At 69.3% G+C, this 20138-nt stretch carries 16 protein-coding genes and 1 pseudogene; 6 read left to right on the forward strand and 11 right to left on the reverse strand.

Translation table 11 applies throughout. The annotated features are described in order from the left end of the window. The 8 genes and pseudogenes from AAG801_RS28675 to AAG801_RS28710 form a co-directional block, all read right to left on the reverse strand. Nucleotides 1–414 (reverse strand): annotated as a pseudogene (locus AAG801_RS28675) (1,4-alpha-glucan branching enzyme); the annotation flags it as partial. 5 nt (nt 415–419) lie between these two features. Continuing rightward, on the reverse strand, nt 420–1556 hold the full coding sequence (gene ugpC / locus AAG801_RS28680) for a sn-glycerol-3-phosphate ABC transporter ATP-binding protein UgpC (protein ID WP_341891445.1): 1137 nt from the start codon (nt 1554–1556) through the stop codon (nt 420–422). 28 nt (nt 1557–1584) lie between these two features. Continuing rightward, on the reverse strand, nt 1585–3228 hold the full coding sequence (locus AAG801_RS28685) for an alpha-glucosidase family protein (protein WP_341891446.1): 1644 nt from the start codon (nt 3226–3228) through the stop codon (nt 1585–1587). 2 nt (nt 3229–3230) lie between these two features. Next, on the reverse strand, nt 3231–4085 hold the full coding sequence (locus AAG801_RS28690; protein ID WP_341891447.1) for a carbohydrate ABC transporter permease: 855 nt from the start codon (nt 4083–4085) through the stop codon (nt 3231–3233). Between the two features lie 58 nt (nt 4086–4143). Then, on the reverse strand, nt 4144–5058 hold the full coding sequence (locus tag AAG801_RS28695; RefSeq protein ID WP_341891448.1) for a sugar ABC transporter permease: 915 nt from the start codon (nt 5056–5058) through the stop codon (nt 4144–4146). A 78-nt stretch (nt 5059–5136) separates the two neighbouring features. Then, entirely contained in the window at nt 5137–6402 is a 1266-nt protein-coding gene (locus AAG801_RS28700) for an ABC transporter substrate-binding protein (RefSeq protein ID WP_341891449.1), read from the reverse strand. A 225-nt stretch (nt 6403–6627) separates the two neighbouring features. Next, entirely contained in the window at nt 6628–7650 is a 1023-nt protein-coding gene (locus AAG801_RS28705) for a substrate-binding domain-containing protein (RefSeq protein WP_341891450.1), read from the reverse strand. Between the two features lie 28 nt (nt 7651–7678). Next, on the reverse strand, nt 7679–9601 hold the full coding sequence (locus AAG801_RS28710) for an amylosucrase (protein ID WP_341891451.1): 1923 nt from the start codon (nt 9599–9601) through the stop codon (nt 7679–7681). Nucleotides 9602–9952: 351 nt separating this feature from the next. Between AAG801_RS28710 and AAG801_RS28715 the strand changes: the two genes are divergently transcribed. The 3 genes from AAG801_RS28715 (at nt 9953) to AAG801_RS28725 (ending at nt 13222) form a co-directional block, all read left to right on the forward strand. Continuing rightward, nucleotides 9953–10336: a hypothetical protein gene (locus AAG801_RS28715; RefSeq protein ID WP_341891452.1), complete on the forward strand. Its 384-nt coding sequence runs from the start codon at nt 9953–9955 to the stop codon at nt 10334–10336. Nucleotides 10337–10428: 92 nt separating this feature from the next. Continuing rightward, nucleotides 10429–11796: a HAMP domain-containing sensor histidine kinase gene (locus tag AAG801_RS28720; protein WP_341891453.1), complete on the forward strand. Its 1368-nt coding sequence runs from the start codon at nt 10429–10431 to the stop codon at nt 11794–11796. A 7-nt stretch (nt 11797–11803) separates the two neighbouring features. Then, nucleotides 11804–13222, forward strand: a complete 1419-nt coding sequence (locus AAG801_RS28725; RefSeq protein ID WP_341891454.1) for a sigma-54 dependent transcriptional regulator — start codon at nt 11804–11806, stop codon at nt 13220–13222. A 16-nt stretch (nt 13223–13238) separates the two neighbouring features. Here AAG801_RS28725 and AAG801_RS28730 read toward each other — a convergent pair whose 3' ends face one another. Genes AAG801_RS28730 through AAG801_RS28740 form a run of 3 tightly spaced genes read right to left on the reverse strand, consistent with a single transcriptional unit; the run spans nt 13239 to nt 16310 of the window. After that, nucleotides 13239–14435 (reverse strand): MFS transporter, encoded by a 1197-nt coding sequence (locus AAG801_RS28730; RefSeq protein ID WP_341891455.1) that lies wholly within the window; start codon nt 14433–14435, stop codon nt 13239–13241. Nucleotides 14436–14439: 4 nt separating this feature from the next. Beyond that, nucleotides 14440–15504 carry a Gfo/Idh/MocA family oxidoreductase gene (locus tag AAG801_RS28735; protein ID WP_341891456.1) on the reverse strand — a complete coding sequence of 355 codons (1065 nt, stop codon included), beginning with the start codon at nt 15502–15504 and terminating at the stop codon, nt 14440–14442. Then, complete coding sequence (locus tag AAG801_RS28740) at nt 15501–16310, reverse strand: ThuA domain-containing protein (protein ID WP_341891457.1); 810 nt, start codon at nt 16308–16310, stop codon at nt 15501–15503. Before AAG801_RS28740 ends, AAG801_RS28735 begins: the two co-directional genes overlap by 4 nt. Nucleotides 16311–16377: 67 nt before the next feature. Between AAG801_RS28740 and AAG801_RS28745 the strand changes: the two genes are divergently transcribed. The 3 genes from AAG801_RS28745 to AAG801_RS28755 all read left to right on the forward strand — a co-directional run bounded on the left by AAG801_RS28745 (nt 16378) and on the right by AAG801_RS28755 (nt 19991). Continuing rightward, a complete protein-coding gene (locus AAG801_RS28745) occupies nt 16378–17262 on the forward strand; it encodes a helix-turn-helix transcriptional regulator (protein WP_341891458.1) in 885 nt (294 codons plus the stop codon). Nucleotides 17263–17356: 94 nt separating this feature from the next. Further along, nucleotides 17357–18151, forward strand: a complete 795-nt coding sequence (locus AAG801_RS28750; protein WP_341891459.1) for a crotonase/enoyl-CoA hydratase family protein — start codon at nt 17357–17359, stop codon at nt 18149–18151. Then, entirely contained in the window at nt 18144–19991 is a 1848-nt protein-coding gene (locus tag AAG801_RS28755) for a feruloyl-CoA synthase (RefSeq protein WP_341891460.1), read from the forward strand. The genes AAG801_RS28750 and AAG801_RS28755 overlap by 8 nt, the downstream gene beginning before the upstream one ends. The last annotated feature ends 147 nt before the right edge of the window (nt 19992–20138 follow it).

The raw sequence follows: 20138 nt of genomic DNA on the forward strand, positions 1-20138 counted from the left end.
GAAGGCGACACCGGGCACGCCCAGCATCTCGCGCTGCGTCGCGCCCAGCACCTCGAAGGGCCGCAGGTGCGTGCCTTCGCCCATCAGCCAGACGTCCAGGTCGCCGAGCACCGGCGGGAAGCGGTAGGGGTCGTCCAGGGTCGTGCCGCTGCCGTCGGCCCAGCGCAGCTGCAGCCGGTAGTCGGTCGATGCGTTCGCGGGGTAGGGGCCTTCGAAGAACCCGTCGGCATGGCGTTCGCTCAGCACAGCGAGCTGCCGGCTGCCATCGGCCGTCCAGGCCTCGACCTGTGCGGCGCCGGGCTGGAAGCTGCGCAGCCAGCGCCGTCCGTCCTTGTCGGTGTGCATGCCCAGCACGGAGAACGGGTCGCGGTGGCGGCCGGCCACCACGGCATGGACGGCGTCGAGATCGAGCATGCGCGTCAGGCCGGCAGTTCGACCGTGCGGCGGAAGGCCTTGCCGGCACCGTCGAACAGATGGCATTGCTCGGGCATCAGGCGCAGCGTGATCGGTGCGCCGGGTGACTGCGTGGCGTGGCCCTCGACACGCAGCGTGACCAGCGGCGACTCCGGTGCGATGTCGAGGTAAAGCAGCGACTCGTCGCCGAGCCGCTCCATCTGGCGCAGCTTGACGTGCAGCTGGCAGCCCTCGCCGACATCGCCATGCAAGAGGTGTTCGGGCCGGATGCCGAGCGACACCGGCGCGCCGGCCGCCGTGCCGCGCGCGTCGACCGCCGCCGTGATCTGCTCGCCGTGCACCTCGACCACCGCGTGGCTCTCCTCGGCACGCACCAGCTTGCCTGGCATCACGTTCATCTTCGGGCTGCCGATGAACTCGGCGACGAACAGGTTCTGCGGCCGGTGGTAGAGGTCCATCGGCGAGCCGAACTGCGCGACGCTGCCCTGGTCCTGCACGCCCTGGCCGGCGCGCAGCAGCACGATCTTGTCGGCCAGCGTCATCGCCTCGACCTGGTCGTGGGTCACGTAGATCATGCTGGCCTTGCCGATGTCGTGGTGCAGCTTGGCGATCTCCAGCCGCGTCTGCACGCGCAGCGCGGCGTCGAGGTTGGACAGCGGCTCGTCGAACAGGAACACGTCCGGCTCCTTGACGATCGCGCGGCCGATCGCCACGCGCTGGCGCTGCCCGCCGGAGAGCTGCTTGGGCAGGCGATCGAGCAGCGGCGTGAGCTGCAGGATGTCGGCCGCCTTCTTCACCTTGCGCTCGATCTCGGCCTTGTCCGAGCCCATCACCTGCAGGCCGAAGGCCATGTTCTGCTCCACCGTCATGTGCGGGTAGAGCGCATAGCTCTGGAACACCATCGCCACGCCGCGCTTGGCCGGCGGCAGCTTGTTCATCGGCTTGTCGCCGATCAGCAGCTCGCCCTCGGTGATGCTCTCCAGCCCGGCGACCATGCGCAGCAGCGTCGACTTGCCGCAGCCCGAGGGGCCGACGAAGACGCAGAACTCGCCGCGGCCGATGGTCAGGTTGGCGTTGTTGATCGTCCAGGGCAGCCCCGGGGCGTATCGCTTGCAGATGTTCTTGAAGTCGATGCGGGACATGGCGGGCTCGTGGTGAAGTGGGTGGGGTTCACACCAGGCGGGCGAACAGAACGCCCCAGGGCGCGAAGTCGACGGTGCTGCCGCGCAGCGTGGCACCCGTTGCGCCGCTGTCGGCCAGCGGCTGCGGCGTGCCGAGATCGGCGGGCAGGGTCAGCGAGGCGGCACGTTCGCTGAAGTTGAAGGCACACAGCACACGCTGGCCCTCATGGCTGCGCACGTAGGCGAGCACCTGCTCGTGCACCGGCAGCAGGTCCATCCCGCCGTGGATCAGCGCCGGCTGCGTGCGCCGCCAGTCGAGCAGGTGGCGGTAGTGGTTCAGCAGCGAGCCGGCGTCGGCCTCCTGGCGGTCGACGGCGAGCGCGCGGTGGCTCTCGGCCACCGGCAGCCAGGGCTTGTCGCTGCCGAAGCCGAGCTGCGCATCGGCCGACGACCAGGGCATCGGCGTGCGGCAGCCGTCGCGGCCCTTGAACTCGGGCCACATCGTGATGCCGTAAGGGTCCTGCAGGTTCTCGAAAGCGATCTCGGCCTCGGGCAGGCCCAGTTCGTCGCCCTGGTAGATGCAGGAGCTGCCGCGCAGGCTGAGCTGCAGCGCGATCGCGGCGCGCAGCAGGCCGGCTGGCGGCTTCGATCCGCCCCAGCGCGTGGCCACGCGCGGGATGTCGTGGTTGCTGATCGCCCAGCACGGCCAGCCGCTGCCGACCACCTCGGCGAAGCGGCTGAACACGCGGTGCAGGTAGGGCGCGTCGTGCGGCGTGCCGAGCAGGTCGAAGCAGTAGGCCATGTGGAGCTTGTCGCCCCCGGCGGTGTACTCGGCCACACGCGCCAGCCCGTCGTCGTCGCCGATCTCACCGACCATGGTGGTGTCGGGGTACTGGTCGACCAATGCGCGAAGCTTCTGCAGAAAGGCCAGGTTCTCCGGCTGGCTCTTGTCGAAGCGGTGCCACTGCCAGCCGTACGGATTGGTGGCGGGCACGGCCGGGTCGCTGCCGTCGGGCGCGCCGCGGGCCGGGTTGCTGCGCAGCTTCCGGTCGTGGAAGTAGAAGTTGACGACGTCGAGCCGGTAGCCGTCGACGCCGAAGTCCAGCCAGAACTTCACGCAGTCGAGCACGGCCTCCTGCACCGCGGCGCAATGGAAGTTCAGGTCCGGCTGGCTGGTCAGGAAATTGTGCAGGTAGTACTGCTTGCGTCGCGTGTCCCACTGCCAGGCGCTGCCGCCGAAGATCGACAGCCAGTTGTTCGGCGGCGTGCCGTCGGGCATGGCGTCGGCCCAGACGTACCAGTCGGCCTTGGGGTTGTCACGGCTCGAACGGCTCTCGACGAACCAGGGGTGCTGGTCGGCGGTGTGCGAATACACCTGGTCGACCATCACCTTCAGGCCGAGCTGGTGCGCGCGGTCGACCAGCGTGCGAAAGTCGGAGAGCGTGCCGAACATCGGGTCGACATCGCGGTAGTCGCTGATGTCGTAGCCGAAGTCCTTCATCGGGCTCTTGAAGAAGGGCGACAGCCAGACCGCATCGGCACCGAGCGTCGCGACATGCTCGAGCCGTCGCGTGATGCCCGGCAGGTCGCCGATGCCGTCGCCATTGCTGTCCTGGAAGCTGCGCGGGTAGATCTGGTAGATCACGCCGCCGCGCCACCAGCCGCTGTTGGGCGCCTTGTTCGAACGGCTCACGATCAGCCCTTGACGGCGCCCGCCGTCAGGCCGGAGACGATCTTGCGCTGGAACAGCAGCACCAGGATCACCAGCGGCACGGTGACGATCACCGAGGCGGCCATGATGCTGCCCCAGGGCACCTCGTAGGCCGTGGCGCCGGTGATCAGCGAGATGCTGACCGGCACGGTGCGTTCGGTGTCCTCGTTGACGAAGGTCAGCGCGAACAGGAACTCGTTCCACGCGCCGATGAAGGCGAGCAGCCCGGTGGACACCAGCGCCGGCCACAGCAGCGGCATGAAGACCTGGAAGATGATGCGCAGCGGCCCGCAGCCGTCCATGATCGCCGCCTCTTCCAGCTCCTTGGGCAGGCCGCGCATGAAGGTGGTCAGCACCCAGACGGTGAAGGGCAGCGTGAAGATGGTGTAGGGCACCACCAGGCCGATCGCGCGGTTGTACAGGCCGATCGCCTGCATCAGCTCGAACATGCCCGACAGCACGGCCACCTGCGGGAACATCGACACCGCCAGGATGGTCAGCAGCAGCGCGGCCTTGCCCTTGAACTGTATGCGGCCGAGCGCGTACGACGCGGTGATCGCCATCAGCAGCGCGATGGCCACCGTCACCGTGGCCACCATCACCGAGTTCAGCAGATGCCGCCCGAAGGGCTGCCGGCCCTCGAACAGCTGCACGTAGTTGCGGAAGGTCGGTTCCTTCGGCAGCAGGCTGGTGTCGAACAGCGCGGTGCCGGTCTTGAAGGAGGTCGCGATGGTGTACAGGAAGGGGTAGACCGAGATGATCACCACGATCGCCGCCAGGGCGTACAGCACGATGCTGCCCCACAGCGGGCGGTCGGTCTCCGCGCTCGGCATGCTCATGGTTGAACCTCCGCGCTTCGCGCTGCGGTGCGAGCCACTTCGGGCGGCCGGGCGTGGCTCATGACGACTCCTCCGACAGCTTGACCCGTGCGGCGCGCAGGAACAGCACCGCCGAGATGAAGATGATCAGCGTCAGCGAGGTCGAGGCAGCCGAGCCGAAGCCGAGGTTGCCGTTGTCGACCATCTCGCGGCGCACGAAGCCGGACATGCTGATCGTGCTGCTGCTGTTGGAGGTCAGCACGAAGATCAGGTCGAAGATGCGCAGCGCGTCGAGCAGGCGGAACACCACCGCGACCATCAGCGGGCCCTTGATCAGCGGCAGCGTGACCTTGAGGAACACACGCAGCGGGTGCACGCCGTCGACACGCGCCGCCTCGTAGCAGTCCTTGGGCAGTGTCTGCAGCGCGGCGAGGATCAAGAGCGCCATGAACGGTGTGGTCTTCCACACGTCGACCGCGACCACCGTCCACAGCGCGTAGTCCGGGTCGGCGGTCCAGGCGATCTTCTGCGCGATGAAGCCCCAGTCGACCAGCAACTGATTGATCAGGCCGAACTGGTCATGCAGCATCCAGCCCCACATCTTGGCCGACACGATGGTCGGGATCGCCCAGGGGATCAGCACCGCGGTGCGCACCAGCATGCGCCCCCTGAACTCCTGGTTGAGCAGCATCGCCACGCCGAGGCCGCACAGGGTCTCGAGCACCACCGAGACGATCGAGAACTTGAAGGTGTTGGCGATCGACACACCCCAGTCGCTGGCCCAGAAGCCCTCGGTGTAGTTGGGGTTGGCGAACAGGCCGAACTCGCCGACATAGTTCGCCAGGCCGACGAACTTGCTGGCCGAGATGTCGTTGATGTTCGTCTCGGTCAGGCTGAACCAGATCGACCGTGCCAGCGGCCAGCCGGCGACCAGCGCCATCAGCAGCAGCATCGGGACGAGGAAGGCCCAGGCAACACGGGTGCGGTCGTTCATCGTGGCCTCGTGCAGGAGGAAGAGACGGCGGGCAGCGCGCGAGCCGGAGGGCGGCGCGCTGCCGGGCGGATCAACGCATCACCAGCCGGTGCGCTTGACCTGCTTGAGCTTGCCTTCGAGCTTCTTCAGCGCGTCGGCGCCGTTGCTCTTCTTCGACAGCACCTCGTGGGTGGCGTCCCAGAACGCGCGGCTGACCTCGGGGTACTTCAGGCCGGTGACCGTGGCCGGGCGCGCCACCGCGCCGGTGAACACGGGCAGCAGGTCGCCCATGAACTGGTTGGCCTTGACGATCTCGGCGTCCTTGTAGAGGTCGACGATGGTCGGGTTGTAGGAGCCGCCGATCGCACGCTTCTTCTGGATGTCGGCGCTGGTCATGTGCATCACCAGGTCGGCCGCGGCGTCGATGTTCTTCGAGTACTTGTTGACCGCCAGTTGCCAGCCACCCAGCGTGGCCGACTTCTTGCCACCCGGGCCGGCCGGCAGCGCCGCGACGCCGACCTTGCCCTTGATCGGGCTGTCCGGCGCCTGCGCCAGCGACCAGGCGTACGGCCAGTTGCGCATGAACAGCGCCTTGCCGTTCTGGAACACGCCGCGCGCATCTTCCTCGCCATAGTTCAGCACGCCGCCCGGGGCGATGGTGCCGATCCAGGTTGCCGCGGTGTCCAGCGCCTTGGCGGCGTTGGGGTTGTTGATGGTGATGTTGCCGGCCTTGTCGATGATCTCGCCGCCGCCGAAGCTGGCCACCCACTCGAGCGCGTCGCAGGTCAGGCCCTCGTAGGCCTTGGCCTGGAAGACGAAGCCCTGGAAGTCGGCGACGCCGGCCTTGCGCTCGCCGTCGATGACCTTCTTCGCCGCGGCGGCCAGTTCGTCCCAGGTCTCGGGCACCTTGGCGCCGTACTTCTCGAGCAGGTCCTTGCGGTAGAACAGCAGGCCCGCGTCGGTGAAGAAGGGCATGCCCAGCAGCTTGCCGTCGACGGTGTTGTTGGCGACGATGGCCGGGAAGTGCTTGGCCTCCGCGCCCTTGCTGTACTTCTTCAGGTCGACCAGGTGGTCCTTGATCACGCCGGGCCAGACCACGTCGATCATCAGCACGTCGATGTCGGCCGACTTGGCGGCGAACTGCTGGCGCAGCAGCGCCAGGTTGTCGGTGGTGCTCGCCGGCGGGGTGTACATCTTCACCGTGTGGCCGGCCTTCTTGCCCCACTCTTCGGCGTACTTGCCGCACCACTCCAGGTCGGCGGCGTTCGAGCCACAGGAGATGGTGATGGTGGCGGCCAGCGCGCCGGGCAGCGCGCCGAGGGTGAGCGCCGCGGCGGCGACGAGCTGGGTGAGGGTTGCTTTCATTCCGTGTCTCCGATCAGGGTCAATCTGGCCGGCGCTGAGTGCGGCGTACGGTGCGTCGCGCGGCGTCGGTCGGGGGCGGTGAGCACGTTCTGGAATGCGTGCTTCATGTCACAGTGTTCTATCCCGAAAGCGATTTGGATGCTATCCAAACCGCTTTGAGAGTCACCCCGTACTTTCCCGGTTGGCATCGGCAACGCACGGCGCCAGGGCCGGCCGGAGCGGCTCTCAGCCCTGGGGTGGGCCGATCGAGTTGCCTTCGGAGAGCTCGGGTTGGCGCAGCACCTGCGCCTGCTCGAGCGGCTTGCGCTCGGCCAGCGCGAGCACCATCTCGCCGAGCGTCTGGCCGGAGCGATAGGGCGTGGGCTGGCGGATGGCCGCCACCGTGAGGCCGGCGAACAGCGTGTCTTCGGGCACGCCTTCGTTGACGATGACCGACATCTCGCGACCGACCGCCACGCCCTGGTCGAGCAGCGCGCGGATCAGCCCCACGCCGCCGAGATTGTTGTCGACGATCACCGCGGTCGGCCGCTGCGGCATCGCCAGCAGTTGCTGCGCGGCACCGTAGCCGGCGCGGCGGTCCATGCTGCCGCCGAGCACGATGCTCGGGTCGGCCGCAATGCCGGCCTCGGCCAGCGCGGCGAGGTAGCCCACGTGCCGCTGGTGGGCGAAGTTGTAGCTCAGCGGCACGTGCACGTAGGCGATGCGCCGGTGGCCGAGCGCGACCAGCCGCTGCACCGCGACGCGCGAGCCGGTCTCGTTGTCGAAGTCCAGCCAGGGGAAGCCTTCCGGACGCTCGGTGCGGCCGTAGGCGACGAAGGGAAAGCCTGCCTCCTGCAGGTAGGCGATGCGCGGGTCCTCGCGCAGCGTGTGCGCGACGATCAGCGCATCGACGCGCCGGCCGCGCACCATGCGGTCGTAGACGCGCAGTTCGTTCTGCCGCGGCGCGGCGGCGAGCAGCAGGTCGCATTCGCTCTGCTCGAGCACGTGCGCCAGGCCTTCCAGCGTCTCGCGGAACGAAGGGTTGCCGAGGAACTCGCTGGCCGGCGGGTAGACGATGCCGACCGCATCGGCCCGGCCCAGTGCCACCTGCCGCGCCGCGCGATTCGGCTGGTAGCCGAGTTCGCGTGCCGCCTGCTGCACACGCTCGCGCGTGGCCGGGCTGACGTCGCTGTAGCCGCTGAGCGCGCGGCTGACCGTCGTCGGCGACAGGCCGAGCTTTGCGGACAGCGCCTTGAGGTTGATGGACATGGCGGAAGGCGCGCATGTTAGCGCGGGCCTAGGTGCCCAGGCGCAGCCACACCATCTGGTAGGGGCCGAGCGCGAGGCCGCCGCGCAGCCCGGCGTGCGCGCCCGAGACCAGGTCCAGCGCGAAGTCCGGCATGGCCGACAGCACCTCGGCACTCACCCGTTGCCCGTACTCGCTGAGGTTGGCCAGCACCAGCACGTCGCCCTCGCGATGCGGGCGGGTGAAGCCGAGCACGCCGGGGTTCTTCGTGCGGAAGCCGATCAAATGGCCACCGGCAAAGGCCGGTGTCGCCGCGCGCTGTGCGATCAGCCGGCGCAGGCCGAGGTGGATGCGACCGGCATCGGTGGTCGGGTCGCCACGCTGCGCATGGCGGGCCGCCGAGCGCGGCGGGCGGTGCACCCAGCGGCTGTCGCCTGCCTTGCCGGGGTCGGCGAGGTAGCCCATGTCGTTGAGCGCGCCGATCTCGTCGCCGAGGTAGATCAGCGGGATGCCGCCGGCCGACAGCACGATGCCGTACAGCAGCAGGATGCGCGCGACGGCATGCGAGTCGCCCTGCTCCAGCCCACACAAAGAGGCGCAGGTGCCGCTGATGCGGCAGTCGCCGGTGGCCGGGTTGTCCTGGAAGGGCACGCCGCGCGCGAAGCTGCCGGCGAAGCGGTTGACGTAGAAGCGGTTGAGGAACTGGCGGTGGTCGAAGCCGTTGATGCCGAACTGCGCGGCGTCCTCGTCGGCGAAGGTCCAGCCGATGTCGTCGTGGCTGCGCACGTAGTTGACCCAGGCCGTGCCCGCCGGCAGCGCGTGGCGGTTCTCCAGTGCCTGCTGCAGCAGGTTCACTTCGCGCGTGGCCAGCGTGTTCCACAGCAGCGCCATCTGCAGAGGGTTGTACGAGACCTGGCATTCGGCCGGCGCGATGTACTTGACCACGTCATCGGGGTGCACGATGGCCTCGCTCTTGAACAGCAGCGAGGGCGCGGCGATGCGCGCCAGCGCGTTGTAGGCGCGCAGCAACGTGTGCGCCTCGGGCAGGTTCTCGCAAACGGTGCCCAGGCGCTTCCAGATGAACGCGACCGCGTCCATGCGCAGGAACTCGACGCCCAGGTTGGCGATGAACAGCATCTCGCCGGCCATCGCCGCGAACACCGCCGGGTTGGCGTAGTTCAGGTCCCACTGGTAGGAGTGGAAGGTGGTCCAGACCCAGCGGCCATCCGGCAATTGCGAGAACGCGCCCGGGTGCTCGTCGGGGAAGATCTCGCGCAGCGTGCGCTCGTAACGGTCGGGTTCGGTGCGGTCGGGGAAGATGAAGAAGAAGTCGCGGTAGCGTGGGTCGCCTGCCGCTGCGGCGACGGCCCAGTCGTGCTCGTCGGCGGTGTGGTTGAAGACGAAGTCCAGCACCAGCGAGATGCCGGCCTCACGCAGCCTGGCGGACAGGCGGCGCAGCTCGTCGATGTGGCCGAGCTTCGCACTCGTCTGCCGATAACTGCTGACCGCATAGCCGCCGTCGCTGTGCGGCTCCGGGCACTGGAAGGGCGGCATCAGGTGCAGGTAGGACAGGCCCAGTTCCTGGAAGTACGGGATGCTCGCCTCGACGCCGGCGAAGTTGCCGGCGAACAGGTCGACGTAGCAGACACCGCCGAGCAAACGCTCCGACTGGAACCAGTCGGGGTCGTGCTCGCGCTGGTTGTCGAGTGCCTTCAAGGATTCATCGCGTGACTGCCATGCCGCGAAGCACTGGCGGAGCAGATCGATCAGGAAGGGCTCGAAGTCGTGTCGCTCGCTATAGAGCGTGGCCAGCTCGTCGCGCAGCGTGCCGAGGTGCGTGCGCAGGCGCTGGTCGAAGGCCGGCCAGTCCGCGGCGGCGGCATGGCGCTGCTGCAGCGCCAGCCATACGCGGGCGAGTTGGGCATCGCCCGGCAACCAGGGTGACGGCACGGTCGGTTCTGCGGACTGCGGCATCGGGAGGTACGCCTTCAAAGCGGTTTGGTGATTCTTCAAAACGCTTTGGGATACCGATACTAGGGAATGCTCGCATCGCTCGGCGCATCTCGAACAGTTCCAGGCCCACTCTCTTCCGGGCGCCTGCGCAATGGGGGATTTGACCCCATTGATGGGAAAAATAACCCAAATAATGGGCGATTCGATTGCGACCGATTGCACTTGGAGATTGATAGATCAAGTCTGCATGGTTACTCCCCGGTGAGCGTTCACTAATCAGACTATCAGGCACGTCCGTTGCGCTATGGATGGTGTCGGCCTCGGTCACATGTGGTGCTCGAAGCTGCGACTCGTCAACTCCCAGGAGCCATCATGTCCATGCGTACCCTCATCTCCACCGGCCTGCTGGCCGCCCTGACCACCCTCAGCTTCGCTGCGTCCGCAGCCGACGTCCGCGTCAGCTGCGAGAAGCGCAGCAACCGCTCGAAGGTCTCGGTGGACGGCAACAACCTCGCCGCCGGCAGCTACCGGGCCGTGGTCCGTTCCGGCACCAATTCGGTCGGCTCGAACTTCGCCACCGCCGATGGCGACGAAGCCGAGTTCGACTTCGACAGCAGCCGCGCCGACATCGCCGAAGGCGCCACGCCGATTGCGGCGGGATTCATCGTCGACGGGCGCGTCCGTGCCTGGCTGGTCAACGCCAGCAACCAGCGCGTCACGCCGGTCGTGGAGGCGACCTGCCGCGTGCGCCGTTGATCGGCGACAGGCCGGGGCCGCTGCCATGCGGCCCCGGCCGGCGCTTCGCGGCTAAGCTGGCGACCTGCCGGCTGATCCGGCCCACCCTTGCCATGGCTGACCGACCCCACCGACCCATGCCGTCGCCGCAGTTCGATCTGCTGCGCTGGTTCTCGCGCGTCAGCCTGGTCTCGTCGGCGCTGGTGAGCGTGGTGCTGGCCTTGCTGCTGGCCGAATATGTCGAGCGCCAGTTGCTGCGTCATGATGCCGAGCTGAGCCGCCAGTTCGTCCAGACGGTCGTCGTCACCCAGACCGTCACGCGCTACTTCAACGAGGGCGAAGCCTCCGGCCTGCGCACCGCGTTCGAGGAGTTCTTCGGCCATGTCGCGTCGATCCCCGACGTGCTGCGTGCCAATGTCTACGCGCCCGACGGCACCGTGCTGTGGTCCAGCGACGCGGGCATGACGGGCAAGCGCTTCTCCCGCAACCCGGAACTCGACCAGGCCCTGCGTGGCGAGACCGTGGTGGAGCGTGGCCCGTTCGACGCCGACACGGCCAAGCCGGAACACCAGGCGCTGGCCCATCCGGGCACGCACTTCGTCGAGAACTACCTGCCGGTCTACGACACGCTGTCGAGCACCTCGGCGCCCATCGGCGTGGTCGAGCTGTACCGCGTACCGACCGCCCTGAACGAGACGCTGCACCGCGCCAGACTGGTGGTCTGGGCCGGTGTGCTGGTCGGTGGACTGCTGCTCTACCTGTCGACCCTCGGGCTGGTGCGCAAGGCCAGCGCCTTGATGCAGAGCCAGCGCGAGCGGCTTGTCGAGGCGGAGGCGATGGCCCGCGTCGGCGAGATCTCCGCCTCGGTCGCGCACAGCATCCGCAATCCGCTCGCATCGATCCGGTCGAGCGCCGAGCTGCAGCTCGAACTGCGTGAAAGCACGCCCGAGGCAGCGCACGAGATGATCGCCAACGCCGACCGCATCGAACATCTGGTGCGCACGCTGCTGTCCTACGTCCGCCACCCCGAAGAGGTTCGCGGCAGCACCGACCTCGCGGCGGCGCTGGCGGGTGTCCGAGACCACTTCGACGGCGTGTTCGCCGCGCAGGGGAAGACGCTCGAGATGCGCGTCGGCGACAAGCTGCCTCTCGTGCACGGCGAGGAAGTTGCGATCGCACAGGTGACCCACTCGCTGCTCGCGAATGCGCTCGAGGCCACTGCGGCCGGCGATCGTGTTGTCGTCAGCGCCCAGGCCACGGGCCAGGGCGTGCAGCTGGAGGTCTGCGACAGTGGCGCAGGCATCTCCGCGGAGCGCATGTCCGCGGTCTTCAAGCCCTTCTGGACGACCAAGCCGCGAGGGCTGGGCATGGGCCTGACGCTGGTGCGGCGCACGCTCGACCGCCTGGGCGGCGAGATCGAACTGCATAGCCATCCCGGACAGACCCGAGCGGTGGTGCAGCTGCCACGCGCACGCGAGTGAACACTGCATGGGTCGAGCCATTCTGATCATCGAGGACGAAGCGACGCTGGCGCGCAATCTCGCCACCTACCTGGAGCGGCTCGGCTACGAGCCCCGGGTTGCGGGCAGCGCCGAGGAAGGCCTGGGCATGATCGCGCAGTGGCGTCCGGAAGTGGTCCTCTGCGACCACAATCTCCCGGGGCTCAGCGGGCTCGATGCGCTGCGCCGCATGCGAGCGGCGGATCCCGATGCCCGCGTGGTGATGATGACCGGCTACGGCAGCACCGAACTGGCAGTGGATGCGATGAGGGCTGGCGCCGCCGACTTCCTGACCAAGCCGCTGGTGCTCTCCGAGGTCAAGCTGCTGCTCGAACGATTGATCAGCCAGGGCCGGCTGGAGAGCGCGGTCGACTACTACACGTCGCGCGCGGCGCAGGGCAGCGGACTCGACGAGATCGTCGGCGACTCGGCGCCGATGCTTGCCCTCAAGCAGTCGATCGCAGCGCTTCTGCAGTCCGAGGCGCACCTCGCCGACGGCGAGCCGCCGGCCGTTCTGGTGGTCGGCGAGACCGGTACCGGCAAGGAGCTGGTGGCCCGTGCGGTGCACTTCGGCGGGACACGACGTGCCAAACCCTTTGTCGAACTCAACTGCGGCGCACTGCCGGCTGCCTTGGTCGAGGCCGAGCTGTTCGGCTACGAGCGCGGCGCGTTCACTGACGCACGCCAGCGCAAGGCCGGGCTGATGGAGACGGCCGAGGGCGGCAGCGTGTTTCTCGACGAGATCGGCGAGACCGAGTTGTCGACGCAGGTCAAGCTGCTCAAGCTGCTCGAGGAGAAGCGGGTCCGCCGGCTGGGCGGATTGCATGCCACGCCCGTCAACGCACGCGTGATCAGCGCCACCAACCGGCCCCTAGAGCAGATGGTGCGCGAGGGCAGCTTCCGGGCCGACCTGTTCTACCGGCTGCGCATCGTCGAACTGCGTGTGCCGCCGCTGCGCGCACGCGGTTCGGACATCCTGCTGCTGGCCCGCCACTTCCTGGCACTGCACAGCGCACGCTACCGCAAGCCCGGGCTGAGCTTCTCCGCCGACGCTGAACGGCTGCTCTGCACCCATGCCTGGCCGGGGAACGTGCGCGAGCTGCGCAACGCGATCGAGCAGGCCGTTCTGCTCGCGGCCGGCCGGACGATCGGCGCCGCCGAGCTGCGCTTCGTCGCGTCCCCGGTGCTGGATGCGGCCACGCCGGCAGACGACAACGACCTCAATCTCGAACGCACGGAGCGCCGCCTGATCCAGCGCGCCCTCGAGAGGACCGAGCAGAACGTCAGCGCCGCAGCGCGGCTGCTCGGCATCTCGCGCGACACGCTGCGCTACCGCCTGGAACGCATGGGCCTGCGAGAGCCTGGCGGCGACGGCAGCGAACCGTCCGCCACCGGACGGGATCACTGAGCCCGGCGCGGCTGAATCAGGCGATGCGCCGGGCGCCCAGTGCGAGTGCAGCCATGGCGACGACCACTAGAGACAGCGCCGCCGTCAGCGAGACGGCCTGCGCGACGCTGCCGATCAGCGGCGGGCCGACCAGGAAGCCGCTGTAGCCGATCGACGAGACCGAGGCGATCGCCGCCGCGCGGCTCACACCGGGCACACGGGTGGCGGCGTTGAAGAGGATGGGCACGACGAGCGCCAGGCCGACGCCCACGAACGCGTAGCCGACCAGTGCCATCCAGGGGTGGCCGATCAGCAGCAGTGCGGCCATTGCGACACCCGCGACCAGCGCACCGCCGCGCAGAAGCGCCGCCTCGGGCAGGCGAGCGCGCAGCGAATCGCCACCGAAGCGGGCCAGCGCCATCGCCGCCGAGAAGACCGCGAAGCCGATGCCGGCCTGGGCCTGCGCCATGCCGAGCTCCTGCTTCAGGTAGAGCACGCTCCAGTCGTACATCACGCCCTCGGCGGTCATGCCGGCGAAGATCAGCAGGCCGATGATCAGCAACTGCCCGCGCGGCCAGGCGAAATGGGCCTGGGCCCCGGCGTTGTCGTCCTGCGGGTGCGCATCGAGCATGAAGCGCGCGGCAAACAGCACCACTGCGACCACCGCCGCGGAGATCGCTGCCAACTGCACCGTCGGTGCAATGTCCAGCCGCAGCAGCAATGCAGTGAGCGCCGCGCCGGCCATGCCGCCGACGCTGAACATGCCATGCAGGTTGCCCATGATCGCCCGGCCGCCGACGCTTTCCAGCGCCGTGCCTTCGGCGTTGAGCGCCACGTCGTACAGGCTCATCGCGGCGCCGAACAGCAGCATGCTGGGCAGCAGCCAGGGCAGGCTCGGCCAGTGCAGCACGGCGGCGAGCGAGGCGGCCATGACGATGGCTCCGAGCACCAGGGCGCGGCGCACGCCGAAGCGGCCGATGGTGCGGCCGGCGAAGAACAACGACAGCACGGCTCCGCAGGCCGCCGCGAACAGCACCAGCGAGAGCGAGCCCTCGCCCAGGCCGTATTGCGCCTTCACCGACGGAATGTGCACGCCCCAGGCGCCGCCGAGCACGCCGAGCGCGGCGAAGTGCGCGCGGCTGGCGCGGCGCGCCTGCGACAGGCGCCGTGCCGTCGGCTGCTCGAACGTGCCCGCGGCCAGCGCGGGAAGATCGGCCGGTTCCAGCGTGGTCACGGAATCAGAGGCTCACCGGCGCACCGCTGGCCGCACTCGCGTAGATCGCGTCGAGGATCTGCATCACCCGCAGGCCTTCGTCTGCGCCGGCCGGGTGCGGCGTGTCGGTCAGGATCGCCTGAGCGAAGTCGTGCATCGCCGAAGGCGCGGTGGCGCTGTTCGGATGCACGCGCAGGTCCATCGGCGTGCCGTGCTGGTCGGTGAAGATCTGCGCGTCGAAGCGGTAGCCTTCGTCGAGGTTCTTCTGCAGCAGCCCGGCGCGGGTGCCGAGCAGTCGCGTCTCCATCAGCTCGGCCTCGCCGATGTGCGCGGCCCACGACGCCTCCAGCACCAGGCTGGCGCCGTTGTCGAAGCGGATGAAGGCGGCGGCCAGGTCTTCGACGTCGAAGGCCTTGCCGGCTTGCGCCGCGGCGCTGCGCGCGATCGGGTCGTAGGTGCTGCCCATCACCCAGGTCGGCTTCGGGTAGCCCATCAGCCACAGCGCCAGGTCGAGCCGGTGCACGCCCAGGTCGATCAGCGGCCCGCCGCCGGCCAGCGCCTTGCTGCCGAACCAGCCGCCGAAGCCGGGCATGCCGCGCCGCCGGTGCCAGACGCTGCGGCCGAAGTAGAACTCGCCGAACACGCCGGCATCGACCTGCGCCTTCAGCGCGCGCGACTGCGCTGAGAAGCGGTAGGAGAAGTTGATCATCAGCCGGCGGCCGGCGCGCTGCTCCGCCTCGAGCATCTCGCGGCCCTCGGCGGCGTTCATCGCCATCGGCTTCTCGCACAGCACGTGGCAGCCGCGTTCGAGCGCGAGCAGCGTCAGCTCGCGGTGGAACTTGTTCGGCGTGCAGATGCTGACGGCGTCCAGTGTGTGTGCCTCCAGCATCGCCGCGGCGCTGGCGTGGCGGTGGGCGATGCCGAAGCGCTCGCCGATCTCGGCCAGGCGCGCCGCATCGGCGTCGGCGATCGCCACCACCTCGACCTGTGGATGTTCGCGCCAGCCCTCGATGTGCATGCGGCCGATGCCCAGGCCGACCACGCCGATGCGCAGCTTGCGCGTACCCTTCGTCGCCTGCGCTGCGCTCATTCGATGTCTCCCTTGCCCTGCACGATGCCGACGCGTGCGAAGCCGCCGGCCTTGGCCGCGATCGGCTCCAGCGGCGGTGACATCGGGCAGCTGTCGACGATGTTCACCCGCGGAGCCGCCCAGCGCACTGCGTTGGCCAGCACCCGCTGCACGTTGGCGTCGTGATAGGTCGGGTAGGCCTCGTGGCCGGGGCGGAAGTAGAAGATGCGGCCATGGCCGCGCTCCCAGCAGCAGCCGGAGCGGAACACCTCGCCGCCCTCGAACCAGGAGATGAACACGGTGCTCTCCGGCTTGGGGATGTCGAAGCGCTCGCCGTACATCTCCTCGGCGGGCAGCTCGAAATGTTCGCCCAGGCCGGCAGCGATCGGGTGCGAAGGTTCGACCACCCACACACGTTCGCGCTCGTCGGCCTCGCGCCACTTCAGCGAGCAGTTGGTGCCCATCAATCGACGGAAGATCTTCGAGAAGTGCCCCGAGTGCAGCACGATCAGGCCCATGCCTTCGAGCACACGGCGCTGCACACGCTCGACCACCGCGTCGTCGACCTGGTCGTGCGCCTTGTGGCCCCACCAGACCAGCACGTCGCAGGCGGCGAGGCGCGCTTCCGACAGGCCGTGCTCCGGTTCGTCCAGCGTCGCGGTGCCGACTTCCAGCGTCGCCGTGCCCGTCGCCGGCAGGGCCGGCGTGCGGCGCAAGGCGCTCGCGATGGCCTGGTGCAGGCCGTCGGGATAGATCGCGCCGACGGCAGGGTTCTCGCGTTCGTGCTGGAATTCGTTCCAGACGATGACAGAAATGTGGGTCTTCATGGCGGGCAAAGGTTAGGCCCGCGCCGAGCGGGAGCCAAGCGCGCGCGATGACAGAAATCCGGTATCGATGACACAAACTCAGGCTGCCGAACTTCACGAGGCGCTGCTGGCGTTCCACGACGCCGCCAGCCGCGGCGCGTTGCCGCTGCACCTTCCGGTCGCGGCCAGCGCGCCGACGGCCCGCGGCGAAGGCCACTTCCACCTCGCGCCCGAGCTGTTCCTGCAGGTCGCCGGCTGGACCGACTTCCGCTTCCCTGACGGCGCCTGCCGCCTGCGCGCCGGGCAGGCGCTGCTGGTGCCGCCGCAACTGCGCCACGACGAGACGGTGGGCGACGATGGCCGGGCACGCACGCAGCGTTTTCGCAACCTGGTGCTGTATGCCGAAGGCGAACAGCTGCGTTGCCACCTCGCGCAGGAGCGCGAACGCGGCCGGCCGGGCATCGCGCACCTCGAGGTCCGCCGGCACACGCAGGCGCGACCGCTGCACGACTGGTTGTGCGATGCCGCGCGGCTGGCGGCGGCTGGCGCACGTGGGCAGTCGCAGGCGCGCGCGCTGGTGGCCGCCGCGATTGCCGGCATGCTGCAGGCGCTGGAGGAGGGCGACGACGCCGGCGCACCCGCCGAGCCGCCGCTGATCGCACGCCTGCGTGTCCTGGTGCAGAACCAGCTCGGCGACTCGGGCCTGAGCGTGCAGCGGCTGGCGCAGCAGTCGGGCTGCAGCGCCGATCATCTCGCGCAGCAGTTCCGTGCGGTCACTGGCGAGCCCCTGCTTTCGCGCATCAACCGCCTGCGCATCGAGCGTTCGCAGCGGCTGCTGGCCGAGACGAGCCTGGCGGTGAAGGAAATCGCCTGGGCCTGCGGCTACGCGTCGCCGGGCTACTTCATCCGCGTGTTCCGCCAGCACTGCGGGGTGACGCCGCAGGCCTGGCGGGAGGCGCAGGCCGGGGCTTGAGTTGCAGATATAGCGTTAGCTATACTAACGAATAGCCCAGTTCGAGGTTGCCTCCTCGTACTGCCGTCCGCTCGCGTTCCACCCGGTCGATCCCATGCCCGCCTCTTCTGCCACGTCGTCGTCGCCCCTGGTCCTGCAGCAACTCGAAGGTGCCACAGCCATCCTCGAGCTGAACCGCCCCGACAAGCGCAATGCCATCAGCCTGGCGATGGTGCGCGAGCTCGACCGCTGCATCGCCGCGCTGCCGGACGAGATCAAGGTGATCATCCTGACCGCCCGCGGCGAACACTTCAGCGCCGGGCTCGACCTGTCGGAGATTCCCGACATGTCGGCCGCGCAGGGCGTGCGTCACTCGCACGCCTGGTACCAGGTGTTCGACCGCCTGCAGTTCGGCCGCGTGCCGGTGGTCTGCGTGATGCAGGGCGCGGTGGTCGGCGGCGGGCTGGAGCTGGCCTCCTGCGCCCACGTGCGCATTGCCGAGGAGACCGCCTACTTCGGCCTGCCGGAAGGGCAGCGCGGCATCTTCCTCGGCGGTGGCGGCTCGGTGCGCGTGAGCAAGCTGATCGGTTTCTCGCGCGTGACCGAGCTGATGCTGACCGGCCGTGTCTACAGCGCGGCCGAGGCCTTCCAGACCGGGCTGACGCACCACACGGTGGCGCCCGGCGCCGGCATGGCCAAGGCGCGCGAGCTCGCTGCGCGCATCGCCGGCAATGCCGAGATGTCGAACTTCGCGATCATGCGGGCGCTACCGCTGATCGCCGAGCAGCCGATGAGCCACGGCCTGATGACCGAGTCGCTGATGGCGGCGATCACGCAGTCCGAGCCCGAGGCCAAGCAGCGTGTCGAAGCCTTCCTCGCCAAGCGGGCGGCCAAGGTGCAGCGTGCCTGAGGCGCCGTACCGCGAGGTCGCCTTCGGCACCTACGACGCCCGCATCACGACGGGCGCCGATGGCAGCGTCCGGCTGGTCTCGCCCGAGGCGCTGAAGCCCCATCCGCAACGCTTCACCGACCACCTGCTGCGCTGGGCCGCCGAGCGCCCGGAGCAAGCCTTCCTGGCCCGCCGTGCGCCGGCCGGCACGCCGGGCCGCGCCTGGCGCGTGCTCAGCTACGCGCAGACGCTGGCGCGCGTGCGCCCGCTGGCGCAGGCCCTGCTCGACCGTGGCCTGTCGGCGCAACGGCCGCTGGTGGTGCTGTCCGGCAACGATCTCGAACATGCGCTGCTGATGCTGGCGGCGATGCACGTGGGCGTGCCGGTGGCGCCGGTGTCGCCGTCGTATGCGCTGCTCGACCCGGCGGCCGAGCGGGTGGCGCACGCGGTGCGCCTGCTCACCCCCGGGCTGGTCTTCGCGTCGGACGCCGCCGCCTTCGCCAACGCGATAGCGCGTGCGCTGCCGCACGACGTGCCGCTGCTGTTCGCTCGCGGCGCGCTGCCCGGCCGCGAGTCGCGGTCGTTCGAGGCGCTGCTGTGCACCGCGCCGACGGCCGAGGTCGATGCCGCGCACGCGCGGGTCGATGGCGACACCATCGCCAAGTTCCTCTTCACCTCGGGTTCGACGCAGGCGCCCAAGGCGGTGATCAACACCCACCGCATGCTGTGCGCCAACCAGCAGATGTACGCGCAGTGCTACCCCTTCCTGGAGCAGGAGCCGCCGGTGCTGGTCGACTGGCTGCCCTGGCACCACACCGCCGGCGGCAACTCCAACCTCGGCCTGGTGCTGCGCAACGGCGGCACGATGTACATCGACGAGGGCAAGCCCACCGAAGACGGCATCGCCGAGACGGTGGCCAACCTGCGCGAGGTGTCGCCCACTGCGATCTACACCGTGCCCAAGGGGCTGGAGATGCTGGCGCAGCGCATGGAAGGCGATGCGCCGCTGCGCGACGCGGTGTTCCACCGCCTGCGGCTGATCTTCGCCGCCGGCGCGGCGATGCCGCAGAGCGTGATCGAGCGTATCGACGCGCTCGCGCTGCAGGCCATCGGCTGCCGCGTGCCGATGACCATGGGCCTGGGCATGACCGAGACGGCGCCGTTCGCGATCTCGCATCACCGGCCAGGCTGGCAGCAGGGGGTGATCGGATTGCCGGCACCCGGGCTGGAACTCAAGCTCGCGCCGGTGGGCGACAAGCGCGAGGTGCGCTACCGCGGGCCGAGCGTGACGCCGGGCTACTGGCGCCGCGACGACCTGCGCGCCGAGGCCTTCGACGAGGAAGGTTTCCTGCGCAGCGGCGATGCAGCTGAGTTCATCGACCCCGCCGATCCGTGCCGCGGCCTGCGCTTCGACGGCCGCATCGCCGAGGACTTCAAGCTCGTCAGCGGCACCTGGGTGAACGTGGCGGCGTTGCGCGCTCGCGCGATGGCTGCTGCACTGCCCTACGTGCACGACGTCGTCGTCACCGGCGACGGGTGCGGCAGCGTCGGCCTGCTGGTCTTCCTCGCGTCTGCTGCGGCGCAGCTGGCGAAGCAGCCCGGCGCCGTGCTCGCCGACGACCCCGGCGTGCGCGCCTGGGCGCAGCGCTGGCTCGACGAACTCGCCGCCAGCGGCACCGGCAGCTCGAACCGCATCGTGCGCGCGATGCTGATGGCCGAGCCGCCCTCGGCGGCGCTCGGCGAGCTGACCGACAAGGGCTCGCTGAACCAGCGCGCGGTGCTCAAACGGCGGGCTGAGCTGGTCGAGGTGCTGTACGCCGATGGCAGCGATGCTCGCGTGCTGCTCGCGGCCCTGAGCTGAAGTTCGACGTCTGCTTTGCGTGTTGAGGTCGGAGCGGCAAAGGCGCGTGCGGACAGGCTTCCGCGCTTCGCTTCGGCGGTCGGCCCTGTGGGCCGACTTCCTTGCGCTGCTCGGGCTCGCGGCAGGCCGCCCAACTCGCTGCGCTCA

Source organism: Variovorax sp. YR752 (genome assembly GCF_943372545.1).

Coding starts and splice junctions, on each gene's coding strand:
- ugpC (WP_341891445.1), bottom strand. CDS start 1,556: ATGTCCCGCATCGACTTCAAGAACATCTGCAAGCGATACGCCCCGGGG.
- AAG801_RS28690 (WP_341891447.1), bottom strand. CDS start 4,085: ATGAGCATGCCGAGCGCGGAGACCGACCGCCCGCTGTGGGGCAGCATC.
- AAG801_RS28695 (WP_341891448.1), bottom strand. CDS start 5,058: ATGAACGACCGCACCCGTGTTGCCTGGGCCTTCCTCGTCCCGATGCTG.
- AAG801_RS28700 (WP_341891449.1), bottom strand. CDS start 6,402: ATGAAAGCAACCCTCACCCAGCTCGTCGCCGCCGCGGCGCTCACCCTC.
- AAG801_RS28705 (WP_341891450.1), bottom strand. CDS start 7,650: ATGTCCATCAACCTCAAGGCGCTGTCCGCAAAGCTCGGCCTGTCGCCG.
- AAG801_RS28710 (WP_341891451.1), bottom strand. CDS start 9,601: ATGCCGCAGTCCGCAGAACCGACCGTGCCGTCACCCTGGTTGCCGGGC.
- AAG801_RS28715 (WP_341891452.1), top strand. CDS start 9,953: ATGTCCATGCGTACCCTCATCTCCACCGGCCTGCTGGCCGCCCTGACC.
- AAG801_RS28720 (WP_341891453.1), top strand. CDS start 10,429: ATGGCTGACCGACCCCACCGACCCATGCCGTCGCCGCAGTTCGATCTG.
- AAG801_RS28725 (WP_341891454.1), top strand. CDS start 11,804: ATGGGTCGAGCCATTCTGATCATCGAGGACGAAGCGACGCTGGCGCGC.
- AAG801_RS28735 (WP_341891456.1), bottom strand. CDS start 15,504: ATGAGCGCAGCGCAGGCGACGAAGGGTACGCGCAAGCTGCGCATCGGC.
- AAG801_RS28740 (WP_341891457.1), bottom strand. CDS start 16,310: ATGAAGACCCACATTTCTGTCATCGTCTGGAACGAATTCCAGCACGAA.
- AAG801_RS28745 (WP_341891458.1), top strand. CDS start 16,378: ATGACACAAACTCAGGCTGCCGAACTTCACGAGGCGCTGCTGGCGTTC.
- AAG801_RS28750 (WP_341891459.1), top strand. CDS start 17,357: ATGCCCGCCTCTTCTGCCACGTCGTCGTCGCCCCTGGTCCTGCAGCAA.